Source organism: Micromonospora sp. NPDC047707, assembly GCF_040704235.1.
Lineage (GTDB): Bacteria > Actinomycetota > Actinomycetes > Mycobacteriales > Micromonosporaceae > Micromonospora.
Genome location: NZ_JBEYSU010000011.1, coordinates 97,130 through 115,250, shown reverse-complemented (window position 1 = coordinate 115,250; position 18,121 = coordinate 97,130). Strand labels below are relative to the sequence as shown.

21 protein-coding genes and 1 pseudogene are annotated in these 18,121 nt (G+C 73.1%); 11 read left to right on the top strand and 11 right to left on the bottom strand.

The window, feature by feature from the left end; genetic code table 11:
* The first annotated feature begins 176 nt into the window (after positions 1 to 176).
* The gene (locus tag AB0873_RS15245; RefSeq protein WP_366600328.1) at positions 177 to 1,202 is read left to right on the top strand and encodes an aspartate-semialdehyde dehydrogenase; all 1,026 of its coding nucleotides are present in this window, start codon (positions 177 to 179) and stop codon (positions 1,200 to 1,202) included.
* On the opposite strand, the gene AB0873_RS15240 is transcribed toward AB0873_RS15245, so the two are convergent.
* Genes AB0873_RS15240 through AB0873_RS15230 form a run of 3 tightly spaced genes read right to left on the bottom strand, consistent with a single transcriptional unit; the run spans position 1,199 to position 2,239 of the window.
* Positions 1,199 to 1,639, bottom strand: coding sequence for a VOC family protein (locus AB0873_RS15240; protein ID WP_366600326.1), 441 nt, complete (start codon positions 1,637 to 1,639; stop codon positions 1,199 to 1,201). The genes AB0873_RS15245 and AB0873_RS15240 overlap by 4 nt on opposite strands.
* Positions 1,640 to 1,685: 46 nt before the next feature.
* On the bottom strand, positions 1,686 to 1,910 hold the full coding sequence (locus tag AB0873_RS15235) for a hypothetical protein (protein WP_366600324.1): 225 nt from the start codon (positions 1,908 to 1,910) through the stop codon (positions 1,686 to 1,688).
* Entirely contained in the window at positions 1,874 to 2,239 is a 366-nt protein-coding gene (locus AB0873_RS15230; RefSeq protein WP_366600322.1) for a DUF6597 domain-containing transcriptional factor, read from the bottom strand. Before AB0873_RS15230 ends, AB0873_RS15235 begins: the two co-directional genes overlap by 37 nt.
* A 53-nt stretch (positions 2,240 to 2,292) precedes the next feature.
* Between AB0873_RS15230 and AB0873_RS15225 the strand changes: the two genes are divergently transcribed.
* Positions 2,293 to 2,763, top strand: coding sequence for a PPOX class F420-dependent oxidoreductase (locus AB0873_RS15225; protein WP_155330606.1), 471 nt, complete (start codon positions 2,293 to 2,295; stop codon positions 2,761 to 2,763).
* Positions 2,764 to 2,838: 75 nt separating this feature from the next.
* Positions 2,839 to 3,255: a CBS domain-containing protein gene (locus AB0873_RS15220; protein WP_155330607.1), complete on the top strand. Its 417-nt coding sequence runs from the start codon at positions 2,839 to 2,841 to the stop codon at positions 3,253 to 3,255.
* 143 nt (positions 3,256 to 3,398) lie between these two features.
* Here AB0873_RS15220 and AB0873_RS15215 read toward each other — a convergent pair whose 3' ends face one another.
* Positions 3,399 to 4,037 carry a crosslink repair DNA glycosylase YcaQ family protein gene (locus AB0873_RS15215; protein ID WP_366600320.1) on the bottom strand — a complete coding sequence of 213 codons (639 nt, stop codon included), beginning with the start codon at positions 4,035 to 4,037 and terminating at the stop codon, positions 3,399 to 3,401.
* 186 nt (positions 4,038 to 4,223) lie between these two features.
* Here AB0873_RS15215 and AB0873_RS15210 point away from each other — a divergent pair, with 186 nt between their 5' ends.
* The 5 genes from AB0873_RS15210 (at position 4,224) to AB0873_RS15190 (ending at position 9,285) form a co-directional block, all read left to right on the top strand.
* Positions 4,224 to 4,595: an SCP2 sterol-binding domain-containing protein gene (locus AB0873_RS15210; protein ID WP_155330609.1), complete on the top strand. Its 372-nt coding sequence runs from the start codon at positions 4,224 to 4,226 to the stop codon at positions 4,593 to 4,595.
* Positions 4,595 to 6,655, top strand: a complete 2,061-nt coding sequence (locus tag AB0873_RS15205; RefSeq protein ID WP_366600318.1) for a glycogen debranching N-terminal domain-containing protein — start codon at positions 4,595 to 4,597, stop codon at positions 6,653 to 6,655. Before AB0873_RS15210 ends, AB0873_RS15205 begins: the two co-directional genes overlap by 1 nt.
* Before the next feature lie 118 nt (positions 6,656 to 6,773).
* On the top strand, positions 6,774 to 7,502 hold the full coding sequence (locus AB0873_RS15200; protein WP_155330611.1) for a 1-acyl-sn-glycerol-3-phosphate acyltransferase: 729 nt from the start codon (positions 6,774 to 6,776) through the stop codon (positions 7,500 to 7,502).
* A 129-nt stretch (positions 7,503 to 7,631) separates the two neighbouring features.
* Positions 7,632 to 8,300, top strand: a complete 669-nt coding sequence (locus AB0873_RS15195; RefSeq protein ID WP_366600316.1) for an isochorismatase family protein — start codon at positions 7,632 to 7,634, stop codon at positions 8,298 to 8,300.
* A 4-nt stretch (positions 8,301 to 8,304) separates the two neighbouring features.
* Positions 8,305 to 9,285 (top strand): DJ-1/PfpI family protein, encoded by a 981-nt coding sequence (locus AB0873_RS15190; RefSeq protein WP_155330613.1) that lies wholly within the window; start codon positions 8,305 to 8,307, stop codon positions 9,283 to 9,285.
* Here the strand turns inward: AB0873_RS15190 and AB0873_RS15185 are convergent.
* From AB0873_RS15185 to AB0873_RS15160, 6 genes and pseudogenes are all read right to left on the bottom strand, one after another.
* Positions 9,167 to 9,889, bottom strand: coding sequence for a hypothetical protein (locus AB0873_RS15185; protein WP_366600408.1), 723 nt, complete (start codon positions 9,887 to 9,889; stop codon positions 9,167 to 9,169). The two genes, AB0873_RS15190 and AB0873_RS15185, sit on opposite strands and share 119 nt — an antisense overlap.
* A 98-nt stretch (positions 9,890 to 9,987) precedes the next feature.
* A complete protein-coding gene (locus AB0873_RS15180; RefSeq protein ID WP_155330614.1) occupies positions 9,988 to 10,701 on the bottom strand; it encodes a response regulator transcription factor in 714 nt (237 codons plus the stop codon).
* Positions 10,674 to 11,846 carry a hypothetical protein gene (locus AB0873_RS15175; protein ID WP_366600407.1) on the bottom strand — a complete coding sequence of 391 codons (1,173 nt, stop codon included), beginning with the start codon at positions 11,844 to 11,846 and terminating at the stop codon, positions 10,674 to 10,676. Before AB0873_RS15175 ends, AB0873_RS15180 begins: the two co-directional genes overlap by 28 nt.
* Positions 11,847 to 11,879: 33 nt before the next feature.
* Positions 11,880 to 13,103, bottom strand: a pseudogene (locus AB0873_RS15170) (ATP-binding protein); the annotation flags it as partial.
* Between the two features lie 118 nt (positions 13,104 to 13,221).
* Positions 13,222 to 13,614, bottom strand: coding sequence for a VOC family protein (locus tag AB0873_RS15165; protein ID WP_366600314.1), 393 nt, complete (start codon positions 13,612 to 13,614; stop codon positions 13,222 to 13,224).
* A gap of 7 nt (positions 13,615 to 13,621) precedes the next feature.
* On the bottom strand, positions 13,622 to 14,443 hold the full coding sequence (locus tag AB0873_RS15160) for a class I SAM-dependent methyltransferase (protein ID WP_366600312.1): 822 nt from the start codon (positions 14,441 to 14,443) through the stop codon (positions 13,622 to 13,624).
* Between the two features lie 511 nt (positions 14,444 to 14,954).
* On the opposite strand from AB0873_RS15160, the gene AB0873_RS15155 reads away from it, so the two are divergent.
* The 3 genes from AB0873_RS15155 (at position 14,955) to AB0873_RS15145 (ending at position 16,988) form a co-directional block, all read left to right on the top strand.
* Positions 14,955 to 15,248: a DUF664 domain-containing protein gene (locus AB0873_RS15155; RefSeq protein WP_366600310.1), complete on the top strand. Its 294-nt coding sequence runs from the start codon at positions 14,955 to 14,957 to the stop codon at positions 15,246 to 15,248.
* Between the two features lie 60 nt (positions 15,249 to 15,308).
* Entirely contained in the window at positions 15,309 to 15,869 is a 561-nt protein-coding gene (locus tag AB0873_RS15150; protein WP_366600308.1) for an isochorismatase family protein, read from the top strand.
* A gap of 624 nt (positions 15,870 to 16,493) precedes the next feature.
* On the top strand, positions 16,494 to 16,988 hold the full coding sequence (locus AB0873_RS15145; protein ID WP_366600307.1) for an FxLYD domain-containing protein: 495 nt from the start codon (positions 16,494 to 16,496) through the stop codon (positions 16,986 to 16,988).
* A gap of 199 nt (positions 16,989 to 17,187) precedes the next feature.
* Here AB0873_RS15145 and AB0873_RS15140 read toward each other — a convergent pair whose 3' ends face one another.
* Positions 17,188 to 18,027 carry a glutamate ABC transporter substrate-binding protein gene (locus AB0873_RS15140; protein WP_366600305.1) on the bottom strand — a complete coding sequence of 280 codons (840 nt, stop codon included), beginning with the start codon at positions 18,025 to 18,027 and terminating at the stop codon, positions 17,188 to 17,190.
* Positions 18,028 to 18,121: the final 94 nt, after the last annotated feature.

The window sequence follows — 18,121 nt, the reverse complement described above, 5'->3', positions numbered from 1 at the left end:
GGTCAGGTGGGCCCGGTGCCCGGGATCTTCCGGTCGGAACGGCCGATCGGCGGTGGGGTTGCGGGTCGGCGGCGCCGCCCTGACCAGGCCCGGGCCCCTGGCGGGCGGTGTGACGGTGGCCCGGGCGGTGGGAAAGCGTTCCCGGTCGGCTCGTCCCGCTGGGTAGCCTCGCGGTCATGAGGATCGGCATTGTGGGGGCCACCGGCCAGGTCGGTGGCGTGATGCGGCAGGTGCTGGCGGAGCGGAAGTTCCCGGCGGAGCAGGTGCGGCTGTTCGCCTCGGTGCGGTCGGCGGGGCGCACCCTGCCCTGGCGGGGCGAAGAGGTGACCGTGGAGGACGCGGCCACCGCCGACTACTCCGGGCTGGACATCGTCCTCTTCTCGGCCGGCAAGGGCACCGCCAGGGAACTCGCCCCCCGGGTCGCCGCGACCGGCGCGGTCGTCATCGACAACTCGTCCGCGTTCCGGATGGACCCGGAGGTGCCGCTGGTCGTCGCCGAGGTCAACCCGCACGCCGCGGCGGCCCGCCCCAAGGGCATCATCGCCAACCCGAACTGCACCACGATGGCGGCCATGCCGGTGCTGCGTCCGCTGCACGCCGAGGCGGAGCTCGTCGGGCTCGTCGTGTCGACGTACCAGGCCGTCTCCGGCGCCGGCCTGTCCGGTGTCGCCGAGCTGGACGAGCAGGTCCGCAAGGTCGCCGAGCAGGCCAGCGGCCTCGCCTTCGACGGTGCCGCCGTGGAGTTCCCGGCGCCGCGCTCGTTCGCCCGGCCCATCGCGTTCAACGTGCTCCCGCTCGCCGGCTCGATCGTCGACGACGGCTCCGACGAGACCGACGAGGAGCAGAAGCTGCGCAACGAAAGCCGCAAGATCCTCGAGATTCCCGGGCTGAAGGTCTCCGGCACCTGCGTCCGGGTGCCCGTCTTCACCGGTCACTCGCTCCAGATCAACGCCCGGTTCGCCCGCCCGATCACTGCGCAGCGCGCCCGCGACCTGCTCGACGGCGCGCCCGGCGTGGCACTCTCCGACGTGCCCACGCCGCTCCAGGCCGCCGGCCAGGACCCGACGTACGTGGGGCGGATCCGGGCCGACGAGACCGTGGAACACGGGCTCGCCCTGTTCTGCTCCAACGACAACCTGCGCAAGGGAGCGGCGCTCAACGCGGTGCAGCTCGCCGAACTGGTCGCCGCCGAGCGGCGCTAGGGGACGGGCTCGGGGCGCATCTCGCTCCAGCCGTCGCGTAGCCGTACCGGGCGGTCGAGCGGCTGCCAGAAGCACCAACTGTTGCCGCCCGGGTCGCGGACCAGGTAGGTCCGCGCGGAGTAGTCCTTCGTCTCGGGTGGGTCGGCGACGGCCCCGGCGGCGACGGCGTGGGTGTGGTGGGCGTCGACGTCGTCGACGTACACGATCGTCAGCTGGCCGGTGGGGCCCGGCAGACCCTGCCGCTGCCAGTGGTCGGGGTCGAGCCCGCAGAGGTGGATCGGCACGTCGCCGACGGTCATCTCCGCCTCACGGACGACACCGTCCGGGTCGAGGTGACGGACCTGCTCGACAAAGCCGAAGACCCGCGCCAGCCAGTCGAGCGCGGCGGCGGCATCGGTGTAGTAGAGGTACGGCGAGACGCCTCGGAACGTGGTCATGCCGCCCATCCTCACCGCGCGGTCCGCACCCGGATTGGAAGAATCGTCACCCCACCACCGGGAGATGGTTCGGTTCCGTCGCTGACCGGGGCTGGTAGGCGCCCGGGGTGCCACCGGTGAACTCGCGGAAGTCGTGGATCAGGTGCGCCTGGTCGTACCACCCGCCCCCGGCGGCCACCGCGGACCAGTCCACCGGTGCGTCCGGCAGGTGCCGCAGCAGCCGTTCGCGCAGGGTCACGGCCGTGCGGCCCCAGAGCGCCGCCAGCTCCACGACCGGTTCGTCGAGCGCCGTCGCGGGCACGCCGAGCACGGGTACGCGCCGCCGGCCCGGAACGGCACGCAGATCACCATCCGTTGGTCGGCGGTGTCGATGGTGACCGGACCGGGAGTGGCCGCGCAGACGACAGCGCCGCCGCGCCGGTGTTCCCGGCCGTCGGCGTCGTACCAGCGGACCTCGTCGGCGGCGAGGTTGACCACCAGTTGCATCCCGCCGGTGGGCAGCCGCCGCTCCCGACCCGCCGGCAGGTCGGTCGCCCACCAGCCGAGCCCGGCGAGGTACGGGGCGAGCGCCCCGCCGGGCGGCACCAGTTCCCGCGGCACCACCGCATCCTCCCACCGCCGGAGGACGCCGGCGATCCGCTCGGCGTGCTTGGATGGGTGGTGACTCGACGAGGGAGGGTGCCGTGTCCGACGACCGGAGCCAGGCGGCACTGACCGATCTCGTCGCCGCCGGCCGGCTGGGCGTGCTGGCGACACTCAAGCGGGACGGGCGGCCTCAGCTGTCCAACGTGGTCTACGCGTACGACCGCGCGGCCGGCGTCGTCCGGGTGTCGGTCACCGACGGCCGGGCCAAGACGGCCAACCTGCGCCGGGACCCCCGCGCCAGCTTCCACGTCAGCAGCGAGGACGGCTGGGCGTACGCGGTGGTCGAGGCGCGCGCCGAGCTGACCCCGGTGGCGGAGCGCCCGGACGACCCGACGGTCGGGGAACTGGTCGCGCTCTACCGGGCGATCGGCGGCGAACACCCCGACTGGGACGACTACCGCCGGGCGATGGTGGCGGAGCGGCGGCTGGTGCTGCGCCTGCACGTCGAACGCGTCTACGGCGTGCCTCCGCGCGGCTGACCGCCCCTTCCGCGCCGCGTTACCTGCCGTCCGGGCGCGGGTAGACCGCGGTGCCGACACCGAGAGGGGAGCACCATGACAACGGTCGGAGAGTTCATGACGACCCGGTTGGTGACCATGGACGGCAACGACACGCTGGTCGCGGCGGCCCAGGAGATGCGGGACAGCGCGATCGGGGACGTCGTGGTGACCGACGGCGACAACGTGGTCGGCATCGTGACGGACCGCGACATCACCGTCCGGGCCGTGGCGGAGAACATGAGCCCTGCCTCGACGAAGCTGAACCAGATCACCACCAAGGACGTCATCACGGTCAGCCAGTACGACGACGCCGTGGCCGCCGCGGACCTGATGCGGACGTACGCCGTGCGCCGCCTGCCGGTGGTCGACGACGGGCGGCTGGTCGGCCTGGTGTCGATGGGCGACCTGGCGGTGGAGCGCGAACCGCAGTCCGTGCTCGCCGACATCAGCGCCGACGACCCCAACAACTGACGTCCGCCGCGGACGCGCCGGCTCCCGTACCGCGGGGGCCGGCGACACTCCGTCCGGGAGCCGCCGTGCCGCCGGTCAGGGTGGGTCCGGGCATCCCGCGGCCCGGCCGGTCGGCTCGTGCCGCCGCTCCGGGGGCCCGGGCGTCACGTCGCTGCCACCGCGACGCGGGCCTCGGCGGCGCCGCGTGCCCCGGCGACGAGGGCGGCCTCGGCGTCGAGCTGACCCCGCACCCGGGCGGACAGCCGGCCGGCGAACGGGGTCACCGTGATCTCCAGCGTCTTCCGGCCCGCCTGCCTGGCCCGCCACGTCCCGGCCACGTCACCGTCCACCAGCACCGCACCCGGGTTGCCGATGATCCGCCACACCTGCGCCTGGTGGGCCTTCTCCGGCACGAGCACCCCGCGGTCGCGGGCCGCGAGGAAGGGGCCCGCCTGCTGGAAGAGCGACCCGGAGATGTGCCGCGCGGCGCACGGCCCGCAGTCGTACGTCAGCTCGGGCGGCACCCGGTCACTGACGGACAGCGGCCAGAGGGCGGTGGCGAGCGCGGGCAGATCCGGGCGGCGGTGCAGGTGCGGCGCGCCACGCATCGACCAGACCAGCTCCAGCCGGTCGTCCTCCGGTGGCACTCCACGGGCGGCGAGCGCGAGCCGCGCCGACCCGTACGGCGTGTCCTGCACGCCCAGCCCCGCCACCGCCAGGTCGGCCGCCCGGCCGCCCGGCCGGTGCAGCTCCTGGGCGGCAGCCCGGTAGCCCAGGACCCGCCGGCGGTCGACCTCGGTCATCGCATCCCCTCCGTCGTCGGCAGGTTACCGCCGCCGTCGGGCGGTTCCGCCCGCCGGCTCACCCGATCCGGGCGAGGTTGACCGGGCCGCGGACGGGGACCCGTGTCCGGACGTCGAGTCACCGACCGGGCGGGAGCCGTCGCGCCGGTCGGTGAGGGACACGACCGACGGGGAGGAGAGGACCCGATGGCGGACGCGACCACGCGGTTCTTCGAGGATCTCGACCGGAGGGGGTACGAACCCCTGCTGGCGAAGACCTCGGGGACCCTGCGTTTCGATCTGCACGAGGGAGCGCACACGCACCACTGGATGGTCAGGATCGACCGGGGAAACCTGCGGGTGACCCAGGAGGACCGGGACGCGGACACGGTGGTGGGGACGAGTCCGGCGCTGTTCGAGGACCTCGCCTCGGGGCGCGAGCACGGGATCGCGGCGATCCTGCGCGGGGACGTGACGGTCGCCGGCGACCCGCGGCTGATCGTTCAGGTCGAGCGCCTCTTCCCCGGTGATCCCGACTCCCGAGGCCCCCGCCGGGCCTTCCACCGGGAGGTGGTCTGATGTCGAAGAGCAACCACGTCCGGATCCTGGACGGAAACACCTTCGTCGTCTCCGAGGACACCGGTGACATCGAGGCCACGCCGACCGAGCCGACGGGACTCTTCTCCCTGGACACCCGGTTCCTGTCGACCTGGGTGCTGACCGTCAACGGGGAGCGGCTCAACCCGCTCTCGTACGACGACCTGCAGTACTACGAGGCGCGGTTCTTCCTGGTGCCGGGGTTGGCGACGCACTACATCGACGCCAAGCTGTCGATCGTCCGGGAACGGGCGGTGGGCGGCAGCTTCCGGGAGACGGTCACCATCCTCAACCACGACGAGAAGCCGGTCGACCTGGAGATCCGGATGGACGCGGCGTCCGACTTCGCCGACCTGTTCCAGGTCAAGGACGAGATCCTCAACAAGAAGGGCGAGATCTACACCGAGGTCGAGCCGGACCGGCTGCGGCTGGGCTACCGGCGCGGCAGCTTCAAACGGGAGACGGTGATCTCGTCGTCGTTGCCGGCCCGGTACGACAAGGGCGGCTTCGGGTACACCGTCCATCTCGAACCCAACGAGCAGTGGACGGCCCAGGTCGACGTGCAGACGCACGCGGTCGGCCCGGGGGGCCGGGACCTGCGGATGGGTGTGCGCGCCCACGGCACGGAGCGGCTCGCCCTCCAGCAGGATCTGGAGGAGTGGATCGCGAACGCGCCGAAGGTCAACACCGAGCACGAGGACCTGGCCGCGACGTACCGGCGCTGTCTCGTGGACCTGGCGGCGCTGCGCTTCTCACCGCTGTCGCTGGGCGGGGCGACGCTGCCGGCGGCCGGTCTGCCGTGGTTCATGACGATGTTCGGGCGGGACAGCATCCTGACCTGCCTCCAGGTGCTGCCGTTCACGCCGGAGCTGTCCAAGACGACGCTCCGCATCCTCGCCGCCCTCCAGGGCACCCGGTTCGACGACTTCCGGGACGAGGACCCGGGCCGGATCCTGCACGAGATGCGGTACGGCGAGACCGCGGCCTTCGAGGAACAGCCGCACTCGCCGTACTACGGCTCGGTGGACGCGACGCCGCTGTTCATCGTGCTGCTCGACGAGTACGAGAAGTGGAGCGGCGACGCCGCGCTGGTCGTGGAACTGCAGGCCGAGTGCCGGGCGGCGCTGAAGTGGATCGACAACTACGCCGACCTGGTCGGCAACGGCTACATCTGGTACGAGCGGCGCAACACCGACACGGGCCTGGAGAACCAGTGCTGGAAGGACTCCTGGGACTCCATCTCCTACCGTGACGGCAAGCTGCCCCCGTTCCCGCGAGCGACCTGCGAGGTGCAGGGGTACGCGTACGACGCGAAGGTGCGGGCCGCCCGGCTGGCGCGCGAGTTCTGGGGCGACCCGGAGTTCGCCGACCGGCTGGAGCGGGAGGCGGCCGCGCTGAAGGAGCGGTTCAACCGGGAATGGTGGGTGGAGGACGGCGAGTACTACGCGCTCGCCCTGGACCCGGACGGCCGGCAGTGCGACGTGCTCAGCTCCAATGTCGGCCACCTGCTGTGGAGCGGCATCGTCGACGCCGACCGCGCCGGGAAGATCGCCCAGCACCTGGTCGGGCCGCGGCTCTTCTCCGGCTGGGGCGTGCGGACACTCGCCGAGGGTGAGGTCCGCTACAACCCGATCGGCTACCACAACGGCACGATCTGGCCGTTCGAGAACTCCTTCATCGCGTGGGGCCTGCGTAACTACGGCTTCGCCGACGAGGCGGCGACCATCGCCAACGGCATCCTCGACGCGGCCCGGTACTTCGACGGCCGGCTGCCGGAGGCCTTCGGCGGCTACCCGCGGGAGCTCACGAAGTTCCCGGTCGAGTACCCCACGGCGTGCAGCCCGCAGGCCTGGTCCACCGGGGCGCCGCTGCTGCTCCTGCGGACGATGCTCGGCCTGGAGCCGCACGAGGGCCACCTCGCCGTCGAGCCGCGCCTGCCGGTCGGCATGGGCCGGATCGAGGTGCTGGACATCCCGGGCCGGTGGGGCCGGGTGGACGCGTTCGCCCGCGGTCGCCTCGACCTGCACCAGCTCTCGGACTGAGCGGTGCGGGAGGGCTCCTTCCCCGACGTCGACCCTCGGGACGGGGCCCTCCCCGCAGCCGGGACTCCCCGGCGCTCCGCCCTACGGTGGCGTAATTTACTCGGGGTAAAGTCGCCGGATGCCGGAGCTCGTGTACCCGCCCGTGATCGCCGCCGCCAAGACGATGTTCCGGGTCCTCGACCTGAAGATCACGGTGGAGGGCGCCCACCACGTCCCGCGTACCGGCGGGGCGGTGCTGGCCAGCAACCACGTCAGTTACCTGGACTTCATCTTCTGCGGGCTGGGCGCGCGCCAGTCGAAGCGCCTGGTCCGGTTCATGGCGAAGAAGTCCGTCTTCACGCACAAGGTCTCCGGCCCGCTGATGCGTGGCATGCGGCACATCCCGGTGGACCGGCGGGCCGGCGCCGGCTCGTTCGCCGAGGCGGTCGGCGCGCTGAAGCGCGGTGAGGTGGTCGGCGTCTTCCCGGAGGCCACGATCAGCCGCTCGTTCACGGTCAAGGACCTCAAGAGCGGGGCCACCCGGATGGCCCGCGACGCCGGCGTGCCGGTGCTGCCGGTGGCGCTGTGGGGCACCCAGCGACTCTGGACGAAGGGCCGCCCGCGCACGCTGACCAGGCGGCACACGCCGATCACCATCCTGGTGGGGGAGCCGATGGACCCGGCCGGCTACCCGGACGCCACCACGATGGCCGACGACCTCAGGACCCGGCTGGCCGCCCTGGTCGACCGGGTGCAGCGCGAGTACCCGGACCGCCCGTCGGGCCCGGACGACACCTGGTGGCTCCCCGCCCACCTCGGCGGCACCGCCCCGACCCCGGCGGAAGCCGCCGCTCTCGACCGCGCCTGACCCTCCCCGCGACCCGGGGGGCGGCTGGGGACACGCGGCACGGGGTGGTGGCGCTCGTGGCCGGATCGGTCCGGTGTCGGGCGGGATGGTGTCTCGTGCCGGTGGGCTGCCGGACGGCAGAGTCAGGTCATGAACAGAGCAGCACTCGTCGTCATCGACGTCCAGGAGTCCTTCCGGCAGCGCGACATCTGGGCGTACGCCTCGCAGCCGGACATCGTCGGCCAGGTCGACCGGCTGGTCACCGCCGCCCGGCGCCGCGGCGACCTGGTGGTCTGGGTCCTGCACGCCGAGCCCGGCAGCGGCGGCGTCTTCGACCCGGCCAACGGCCACGTGCGGCTGATCGACGGTCTCACTCCCGTCCCCGGGGAGCCCACGCTGGTCAAGACGTCGCACAACGCGTTCACCACGACCAACCTCCAGCAACTGCTGACCCTCGCCGGCGCCCGCGAGATCACCGTCTGCGGCATCCGCACCGAGCAGTGCGTGGAGACCACCGCCCGGGTCGGCTGCGACCTCGGGTACGAGATGACGTTCGTGACCGACGCGACCGTCACCTTCCCGACGCCGCACCGGGACCTGCCGGCGACCGCCACCCTCGCCGAGATCCTCGCCGACCCGCGCACCCTGTCGGTCGAGGAGATCACCGTGCGTACCGAGTACGCCCTCGCCGGCCGCTTCGCCGCCGTCCGTACCGTCGACGAGGTCACCGGCACGGTCCCGGACCGGGCCGCCGACGCCGCCGCGGCGGCGACCGGCACGGGCGCGTCGCGGCCCGAACCCGTCGGCGTGCGAGGCTGACCGCATGGCCCGGGTCGTCTTCCTGCTCGTCCCGCAGCTGCACCTGCTGGACCTCGCCGGGCCGGCCCAGGTCTTCTCCACCGCCGCCGACCTCGGGTACGACTACCACCTGCACTACGTCGCCGACCGTGAGGTGGTGCCGACCGTGCAGGGCGTACCGCTGGTGGCCGGGCGCGAGTGGCCCGAGCTGACCCGCGACGACCTGGTGGTCGTACCCGGATGGCGGCCCCGCGCGCACGGCCCGGAGGGGCCGGTCGGCCCGGAGGACCTGCGGCGGCTGGCCGCCCACCACGCGGCCGGCGGCACCGTGGCCAGCGTGTGCGCCGGGGCGTACGCCCTGGGTCGTGCCGGGCTGCTCGACGGCCGGCGCTGCACCACCCACCACGAGGTGCAGGACGACCTGGCCCGCCGCCACCCGGCGGCGCGCGTGGTCCGCGACGTGCTGTACGTGGTGGACGACCGGGTGGTCACCTCGGCCGGCATCGCCAGCGGCATCGACGTGGCGCTGCACCTGATGGCCACCCGGCACGGGCCCGCCGCGGCCGCCCGGATCGCCCGCGTCCTGGTCGTGTACGCCCGCCGCAACGGCCACGAACAGCAGGCCAGCGCGATGATGCGGCACCGGTCGCACCTCTCCGACGCGGTGCACCGGGCGCAGGACCTGATCGACGCCCGGTACGACCGGCCGCTGCCCCTCGCCGACCTCTGCGCCGAGGTGGGGGTGGCCGAGCGGACCCTCACCCGGCTGTTCCGGCAGACCACCGGCCTGACCCCGCTCGGCTACCAGCAGCTCCTGCGGGTCGAGCGCGCGGAACACCTGATCGGGCACGGGACGACCGTCGAGTCGGCGGCCCGCGCGGTCGGGTTCACCGATGCCCGGATGCTGCGCCGGCTGCGGTCCCGGGCCACACCCCCTCGGACCCCTCCCGCCGGTAGTAGTCGTCCCGCGAACGGAACTCCACCGGCAGCGACCCGGGCAGGGTGACCCGCCCCTCGACGGTGAGCGGGCCGGCGTTGGCGCGCAGCGCCAACACGTCACGTTCCGGCGGCGACAGGTCCACCAGCTCGGGGTGGGCCAGCCGGAACGCGGCCACCGCCCGGCGGATCTGCCGGGCCAGGTCGACGACCCCCTCCGGGGCGGCGAGGGCGAGCGCCGGCTGGTGGATCGTCCGCAGCGCGTCGCAGACGACCAGCACCTGCCCCGGCCGCCCGGGACCGGGTGGCACCACCTCCAGCCGGGACGGCCACTGCCAGCGGACCTGCCCGCTGACCAGGCCCGGCACCCGCACCCCGCGCCGGTGGCGGGGCTCGCCCGCGCCGACGCCCACGACCGACAGCTGCGAGGCCGTCCCGACGTACGCGAGCCGCCGGTCGGTGACCGTCACCGCGACCGTCCCCGGCAGCGTCCAGCGCCGCCAGGCCTCGGTCGGGCCCAGCAGGTAGCCCGCCGCGGGCAACCGGTGCCGGCCGAGCACCCGCTCGCCCGGATCGGGGACCAGCTCGTGTCGCCGGTCCAGCACCGGCCCGGTGTCGTCCGGCGCGTCGAACCGGTGCGGGGCGATGAAGAAGGGGGACGCGTCATCGTGCATCGTCACGACCTCTCGTGCAGACGGCGATGGGGCGGCCGGATCACCCCTGGTTCACCGTGCAGCCTCGCCGACCCCCGGCACCACTGTCATGACGCCCGTTAGGGGGTCGGCCGGTCGTACCACGCCTGCGACCGATAGGTGCCGATCTCTTCCGGCCGGACGAGGCCGTCCTCGATCGCGCGGGCGAGCAGAGCCGCCTTCGTGGCGGCCGGCCGCCCCGCCCGGGTGTACTTGATCCGCGCCCGGTCCACGTACTGCTTGACCGTGTGTTCACTGATGCGCATCCGGCGGGCCACCGACGCCTTCGACATCGACTGGAACCACAGCAGCAACGCCTCCCGCTCCTTGTCGGACAGCACCGGCCGGTCCGGCCGGGGGTCGCCGACCATCGCGCCGGCCAGCGCCGGCGACACGTACGGCCGGTCGCTCGCGGCGGCCAGCACCGTCGCCACGCAGTGCTCCCGCCCCTCGTGCTTGGCGAGGAACGCGACCGCTCCGGCGTCGAGCGCCGCCAGCATCGTCGCCGGGTCGGAGTGTTCGGAGTAGACGACCACCCGCCGGCCCGCCGCACTCAGCTCGGCCAGCTTGTCCAGCGCCATCCGGCCGTGCAGCCGCAGGTCCAGCAGGACGACGTCGGCGTGCGGGGCCTCGCGCAGCACCTCGTCCGGGTCGTCCCCGGTGGCGACCACCTCCAGGCCCGGCTCGGGGGCGAGCCACGCCCGTACGCCGTCGATGACCACCGGATGGTCGTCGACGATCGCCACCCCGACCGGCCGGTGCGCGTTCACCGCCGCCACCGGGTCTGCGTCCATCTGATCTCCCCGTCCCGTTCGTCGAGGTGCTCCACTCGGCCGCCACCGCCGTCCGGCGCCGGAACACCGCCGCCCGGTGACCTGTCGTCGGAGGGATGGTCGGCGTGCTCGCCGTCCGGGGTGACGAGGCTGACCGCCACCTCGTCCGGCCCGGCCACGACGGTCAACCGGGCCCAGTCCCGGGCCCCGGCCAGGGTCGCGGTCGGCGGGTCGGCCAGCCGGCGGCGGATCTCCACCGGCAGCGGCGGCGGCGTGCCGATGGTCACCAGATCGATCGGGAGGCCGTTCCGCTCGGCCAGGTCGGCCGCCGCCCGCAGCTCGTGCAACAGCGGGTCGGGCACGTCGTCGGACTCGGCGATGAGCCGGCGCAGCCGCGCCGCCGCCAGCACGCACTGGCGTTGCACGTCCGCATCCGCCGGGTCGGCCCGGCCGTCGGCCAGCTCGGCGAGGACCTTCCGGGCGGCGGCGCCGGCCAGGGCGAGCCGTTCGCGCCGCTCCCGCCGGGCCAGCTCGGCCGCCTCGCGTTCGGCCACCAGGGCGTACGCCGCGGCCGCCGTCGCGGCCCGCTGCCGGGCCAGCGCGGCGATCGCCGCGCCACCGGCGAACACGGCGACCGGCAGCGAGGACGTGCCGTACACGTACATCGCGCAGCGGGCCAGGTCGGCGGGGGCGGTCGCGCCGTACCCGAGGACGGCCACCAGCGCGATCGTCGAGTGCGCGGTGAGCAGGAGCAGCAGCCCGACCAGCCGGCGCCCCCACAGGACCAGCACGAAGAACCAGGCGATGGTGCCCCACACCCAGTTCGCGGCGGTGAAGAGCTGCCGCTCGTCCGCCGCGGCGAAGACGACCGCGTCGACGGCCAGCAGCATCGCCGCCAGCGGCCAGGCCGGCAACGGGGCGCCGCGCAGCAGGCGCGTCCCCGCGATACCGCCCAGACCCGCGACCAGCAGCCAACCGCCGAGCACCGCCGCCGGTGCCGCCAGGTCCGCGCGGGCCGACAGCACCGCCGGCAGACCGATCGCCGTGTGCCACGCCAGCGCGATCACCACCACGACGATCCGCGCGCCGCGGTCGGAGGCGCGGGCCACCGCGGCCGCCGCGTCCGCGCCGGTCCGGCTCTCCCTGGTAGTACGCGGTAGGGGCACCGCCGTGACCGGTGGTGCCGTCAGCCCGGAGACGGTCCACTCCAGCCGGATCCGCGTGCCCGCCCCGGGGCAGGAGCGGACCTCGGCCCGCCCGCCGACAGCGGCCATCCGGCCGTGGACCGACTCGCGCAACCCGTACCGGTGAGCCGGGACCGTCGCCGGATCGAAGCCGGGACCGTCGTCGACCACCTCGACCACGACGGCGCGGCCGGCCCGGGCCAGGCGCAGCGTGGCCGTCGCACCCGGCGCATGCCGGACCACGTTGGACAGTGCCGCGTAGGTGCTCTCCGCGAGGGCCTCGGCGACGGCCGTCGGCACCTCGCACGCGGCCAGCTCCACTGTGACCGGCAGCTCCGCGAGCCGGGCCCGCACCTGCCGCAGCCGCTCGTCCAACCGGCCGTCACCCTCCGCCGCACGGCCGTCGGCGAGGGCGTCGAGGGTCCGCAGGTCGCCGGCGCACCGGTCGCGCAGCGCCGCCGACGACCCGGACACCGCGCCGAGGCCGACCATCGTGAGTGTGGCCAGGACGGTGTCGTGCAGGTCGCGGTTCTGCTGCCGCTCGGCCTCCCGGGTGGCCCGGGCGACCCGGCTCTCCCGCGTCAGCCGCTGATGGTCCACGAACGCCCGGTCCGCGCGGCCGATCCGGCGGCGCATGACGACGGCCATCACCACCGTGCAGCCGGTCTGCGCCAGCAGCGTCGCCGCGTGGGCGCCCGCCTCGACGGGATCACCCGCGGTGTGCGCGCCGATCGCGTACGCGGCGGTCACCAGCAGCCCCGCCGGGACCGACCAGCGGGCCGGGGCGGTCACCTGGGCGTTGATGATCGTGGTGCTCGCGAGGACCGCGATCCAGCTCCCCTCGCCGGGCAGCACCTCCGGTGCCACCAGCACGGGGATGGCCAGGCAGGCGACCGTGGTCAGGGCGACGTCACCGACCACCAGCGGGGCGGTGACCCCGTGCCGGAGCCCGCGGACCGCGTACCAGACCGACCAGGCGGTCAGTGTGGCGACGGCCGGCAGCAGCAGCGTCGGCTCGACCGGCGGCGTACGCACCCACAGCGCCACGACCGCGCCCACCACGCCGCAGCTGAGCCGGAGCAGGGCCGGAATCGTGGCGAAGATAAGGGTGAGGGCGCCGCCGGCCGGCGTGTCCAGAGTGCCGGGTGCCGCGATGATGCCGGCTTGGGTGCCGGGCAGCGCGGTCGCGGCGGCTTGTGCGGTGCCGGGTGGCGCGGTCGCGGCGGGAACGGCCGGCATCGGGCGAGACGTCCTTCCGAAACGACCGATACGGGTCCGGTCGGCAGAAATCGACGCCGGAGAATAGCATGCCCGAGGCTCCGCGATCACCCACCGTATGCGTGGTGTCGCCGGCCGGTCAGTTCCCTCGCGGCTGGATCAGGTCCCACCGGTTGCCGTACAGGTCCTCGAAGACGGCGACCGATCCGTACGCCTCGTGCCGTGGCTCCTCGAGGAACCGCACGCCGGAGGCGCTCATCCGGGCGTGGTCGGCGGCGAAGTCCTCGGTGTACAGGAACAGCCCCACCCGTCCGCCGGTCTGGTTCCCGACGCGCGTCCGCTGCTCGGGCGTTGACGCGCGGGCGAGGAGGATTGCGGTCTCTCGTGCGCCGCGCGGCCGCACCACCACCCACCGGGAGCCGTCCGGCCGGGGCGTGTCCTCGACCAGTTCGAAGCCGACACGCTCGGTGTAGAAGGCGATCGCCTCGTCGTACTCGCGCACCACCAGCGCGACCAGTCCCAGATGTGCCATCCGGCCATCATGCCGGGCGGGATTGGGGGAGCCGGGCAACGGTGAGCAGGTGTGAGCTGGCACCGAGCACCTCCGGGTCGCACTCGGTCAGCGCCGCACACCGCAGCACCTCCGCGAAGAGCGGCCCGTCCTCATCCGGCCCGCCGGTCACCGGCAGCAGCGGCCAGAGCGGGCCCTCGATCCCGTACCGTCGCGGCGCTGGCAGCCCGGCGGCGCGGAACTCGTCGACGATTTCGTCGGGGCGGTGGAAGTAGGCGGTGGTGAAGCCGCTCACCGGGTCGTTCACGCCGGTCTCGTAGGCGGCTAGCAGGGCCGGCCGGGTGCGGTCGTCCACCCGGCCCTGCCGGATCAGATCCATGAAGGGGGCGTGCCGGCTGATCGTCGCCGCCGCCACCACACCGCCGGGGCGGGTCACCCGCGCCGCCTCGCGCAGCGCCGCCACCCGGTCGGCCTGGTCCGTGAGGTGGTAGAGCGGCCCGAGCAGCAAGGTCACGTCCGCGACGGCGCCGGCCACCGGCAGCCGCCGGGCGTCACCGACCGTCGCGGTCACCTCCGGGTACGCGCGCCGCGCCGCCGCCGCATGCGCCGGCACCAGGTCGACTACGTGGACGCGGTGTCCGGCCGCCGCGAGCCATCCGGCGTGGGCGCCGGGACCGCCGCCCACGTCGAGCACCATGGCCGGTGCCGGCGGCAGCAGCCGGGACAGCAGGTCCCGGGTACGCGTCGCCTCGAGGCGGCCGTGCGGACTGCGCTCCAGCCGGTCGGCCTCGACGAACACCTCGGTGTAGTAGCGGACGACGTCAGGCTCCAGCGGGTGCGGCTGACTCATCCGTCGATGTTGCCGGCGCACCGGCGTCCGCGTCATGCCGATTTCTGACGAGGGCTGCTGGCCGGGCTCAGTCAACCAGTCCTCGCCTGGTCCATCCCACGAACCGCACATACCGGGAGTCCGCCCCGGGCATTCCATCCGGGTCAAGTCGGTACAGGTCTCCCGCGGCGTCGAACAGGCAGCCGGCCATGTACACCGCCAACCCCACCGGATCGCCGTCGTGGCTTGCCCGAAGGGCGAGCCTCGCCGTCGGGTGGCTTTCCCGATCCGATCGCCGTTCTCCGTATGGGCAAGGTCTGGCGCAAGCGGGACGTGGAGCGGTGGATCGCCGAGCACCGGCCTGCGCCCGACTGAACGCTGCGCGAAAGCTTCGCCGACGGGACGGCGTTCCTTCCGGGGCGGCGAAGCGGCGGTGGCGCCGCTAGGGTCGGCCCGTGGCCGTGCCGCAGGGGCCCCCGCCCGCCGGCGACTCCGGTTGCGGGGCCGGAACCCGGGGCCGCCGTGGAACACGGTGGACTGGGACGCCGAGCCGGACTGGGAGTGGCGATCCGCCGCCGACGACTCGGCCGCGCAGCTCCTGGCGCTCTGGCGGGACACCGTCGCCACCTCCCGGCTCATGATCGAGGAGGCGCTGGCCGAGGGCGGCCTGGACGGGTTGGCGCGGTGGACCAGCCCCGAGGGCGACACCCCCAGCCTCCGGCGGATCCTCGTCGACCTGATCGAGGAGTACGCGCGCCACGTCGGGCACGCCGACCTCATCCGGGAGTCGGTCGACGGGCTGGTCGGCGAGGATCCGCCGCACTGATTCCTGTCGGTGGGTGGGGCTAGTGTCTGCGGGGCAGGCAGCCAATCCGGGGGAGAGACCATGACCACCTTGGACAACCGTCCCAACACCGCACTCCTGGTCATCGACGTGCAGAACGGCGTCGTCGAAGGGGCACACGAGCGCGACGCCGTCGTCGCCAACATCGCCGGCCTCGTCGAGAAGGCGCGGCGGGAGCAGGTTCCCGTCGTCTGGGTCCAGCACTCCGACGAAGGGCTCACCCGGGGCAGCGACGACTGGCGGATCGTCCCGGAGTTGAAGCGGGTCGACAGCGAGCCGCTCGTCGAGAAGAACTACGGCGACTCCTTCGAGGCCACCACCCTCGAGGCGGTGCTGTCCGGGCTGGGCGTCGGGCGGCTCGTCGTCACGGGCGCGCAGACCGACGCGTGCATCCGCTCGACGCTGCACGGCGCGCTCGTCCGGGGCTACGACGCGACCCTCGTCAGCGACGCCCACACGACGGAGGACCAGTCGGCGTGGGGTGCGCCGCCGCCGGCGCAGGTCATCGCCCACACCAACCTGTACTGGACGTACCAGTCGGCGCCGGGCCGCACGGGCGGCACGGTCAAGACCGCCGACGTGGACTTCGCCGCCGCGTCCTGACGCCGGAGCATGGCGGCAACGCAGAGGCGTCGGGCTGGTCGGGCGCACGACGCCCGGTTAACCCGATCCGCCCCGTCGTGAAGTGCGGAACGGCGCGGCGTGACCTGCTTCTCCGAGCGGAGGCAGGCGAGTTCGCCGACTTCTCGGTGTCCGGTCGGTCCCGCGGGCACGAGCGGTACTGCCGAGGCTGACGGAGCGCCCGGTCGGTGTGGCGCTGCACATCGTCCGTTCGTCGCCCAAGATCACTGATCGTCTCTCGGCAACTGCCAAGCTGGTTGATCAACCTGCGTGTCGACTGTGACAGGCTCTGGCCGGTTCGCTCTACGGGGGAGCGTCACCGTGACCTGGAGACGAACACCATGACCGTCCGGCATGTCCCGGCTGTTGAGCGCACGTTCCCGGCTTCGCTGTATCGCCTGCCGCCGGCCAGCGACGAGCCGACGTCGGCGGGTTGAGCGAGAACCACCCCAGCCGTACCGCTGGCCATCGCCGCCACCTCTTCACGGACCGCCGTGGGCCGATTCGTGGGCCGGCGTCGCCAACTGGTGGGTGAGATGCAGAACCTCCGGCCTGGGGAGGCTCCCGGAGGCACTACCACCATTTCGAACCGAGAGGCACAACCACATGTCGAACGAGACCCCGGCCCCTCCGCAGGGCGCCCCGACCCCCCAGCCCGGGTTCGCCCCCGCGCCCCCGCCGAAGAAGGGGATGTCGACGGGCTTGAAGGTCTTCCTGATCATCGCCGGTCTGTCCGTCCTGCTCTGCGGGGGCGGGTTCGTCGCGTGCACCGCACTGGTCGGCAAGGCGGCCAGCGACGTCAGCAAGAACCAGGAGGCGAAGGTCGGGCACGTCAAGCTGACCTCGTGCGAGGCAGAGGCGGCGGGCAACGCGCTCCTGGCGAACGTGAAGTTCGATGTCGAGGTCAACAACTCCAGCGACGAGCAGAACACCTACTTCATCGACGTGTTCGTGCTCGACAGCAAGGGCACCCGGGTGGGTAACACCACGACCATCGTCTCGGACGTGCGGCCTGGGCAGAAGGCCGTCGAGGAGGGCATGGTCGTACTGAGCCAGCAGGTGTCCGGCAAGATCACCTGCAAGGTCGACAAGGTTTCCTGACCCGATCGAGCCGCCTGCGAGCGGCAGGCGAAGCCCCGGCGGGGACGTGTCCCGCCGGGGCTTTCCCTTGTCCTGATCTGCTGCCGGGGCTGCCCCGCCCGGTTACGACTCGGCTGGTGGTGCGCTGAGGTGGATAACGCCGTAGCCGATGAAGAGTGGGCCGGATCGCGGCGGTTGCCGCCGGCGGCCTTGGTGTCACTTACGCCCTGCAGTGGGTCATCCTGCTGACCTCCAGCGTCGGTGCCGGCCTGCCACCCCTACCCAACGTGGCCTCCCAGGCCGCCTCGTACGACCCGTCCCGCGCGGCGGCCTTCAGAATCTCGTTGATCCTCTCGCAGCCGGCTCTGTCCTCCTTCTCCAACCCGATGCCGTAGGGCTCCTCGGAGAAGGTCTTGCCCACCAGCTTGAACTTGCCCACGTTCTCCGGCCGCATGGAGTAGCCGAGGAGAACGACATCGTCGGTGCTCACGGCGTCGACCGCGCCCGACTCGAGGTCCGCCAGGCACCTGACGTCCTGGTCGTACTGCTGCAAGCGGGTGTTCGGGTACTGCGACCGGATCCGCCTGGCCGACGTCGAGCCGGCGTTCGAGCAGACGACCTTGCCCTCGAGATCCTCCGGCCCGCTGATGGTCGAGTCGGCCCTGACCAACAGGTCCTGGCCGGCGACGTAGTACGGACCGGCGAATATGATCTCCTTCTTGCGCGCCGCGTTGATCGTGTAGGCGGCCACGACAAAGTCGACCACACCCTCCTTGATAGCCTGTTCGCGGTCCGGCAGGCTGATGTCCTTCCACTGGATGTTGGCTGGGTCGACGCCGAGTCCCCTGGCGACGATCTTCCCGATCTCGACGTCGAAGCCCTCGTAGGTGCCATCGGTCTTCAGGCTGAGGCCCGGCTGGTCGGGAATCACGCCGATGGCGAGCGTCCCGGTCTCCGCGGCCTTTTCGATGACACCGGGGCCGCTGTCGCCTCCACCGCAGGCGCCGGTGGCGAAGGAGAGTGCCGCGACCACGACGACCGCTGCCCGCGTGACACGCATTCCGCTCTCCCTCTTTCGACGGCACACCGCCCCGGGAAACCCTACTGTCCCGCTTCGACCATTACGGCTGGTTGCGCCCATTCGGTGAGCGCCG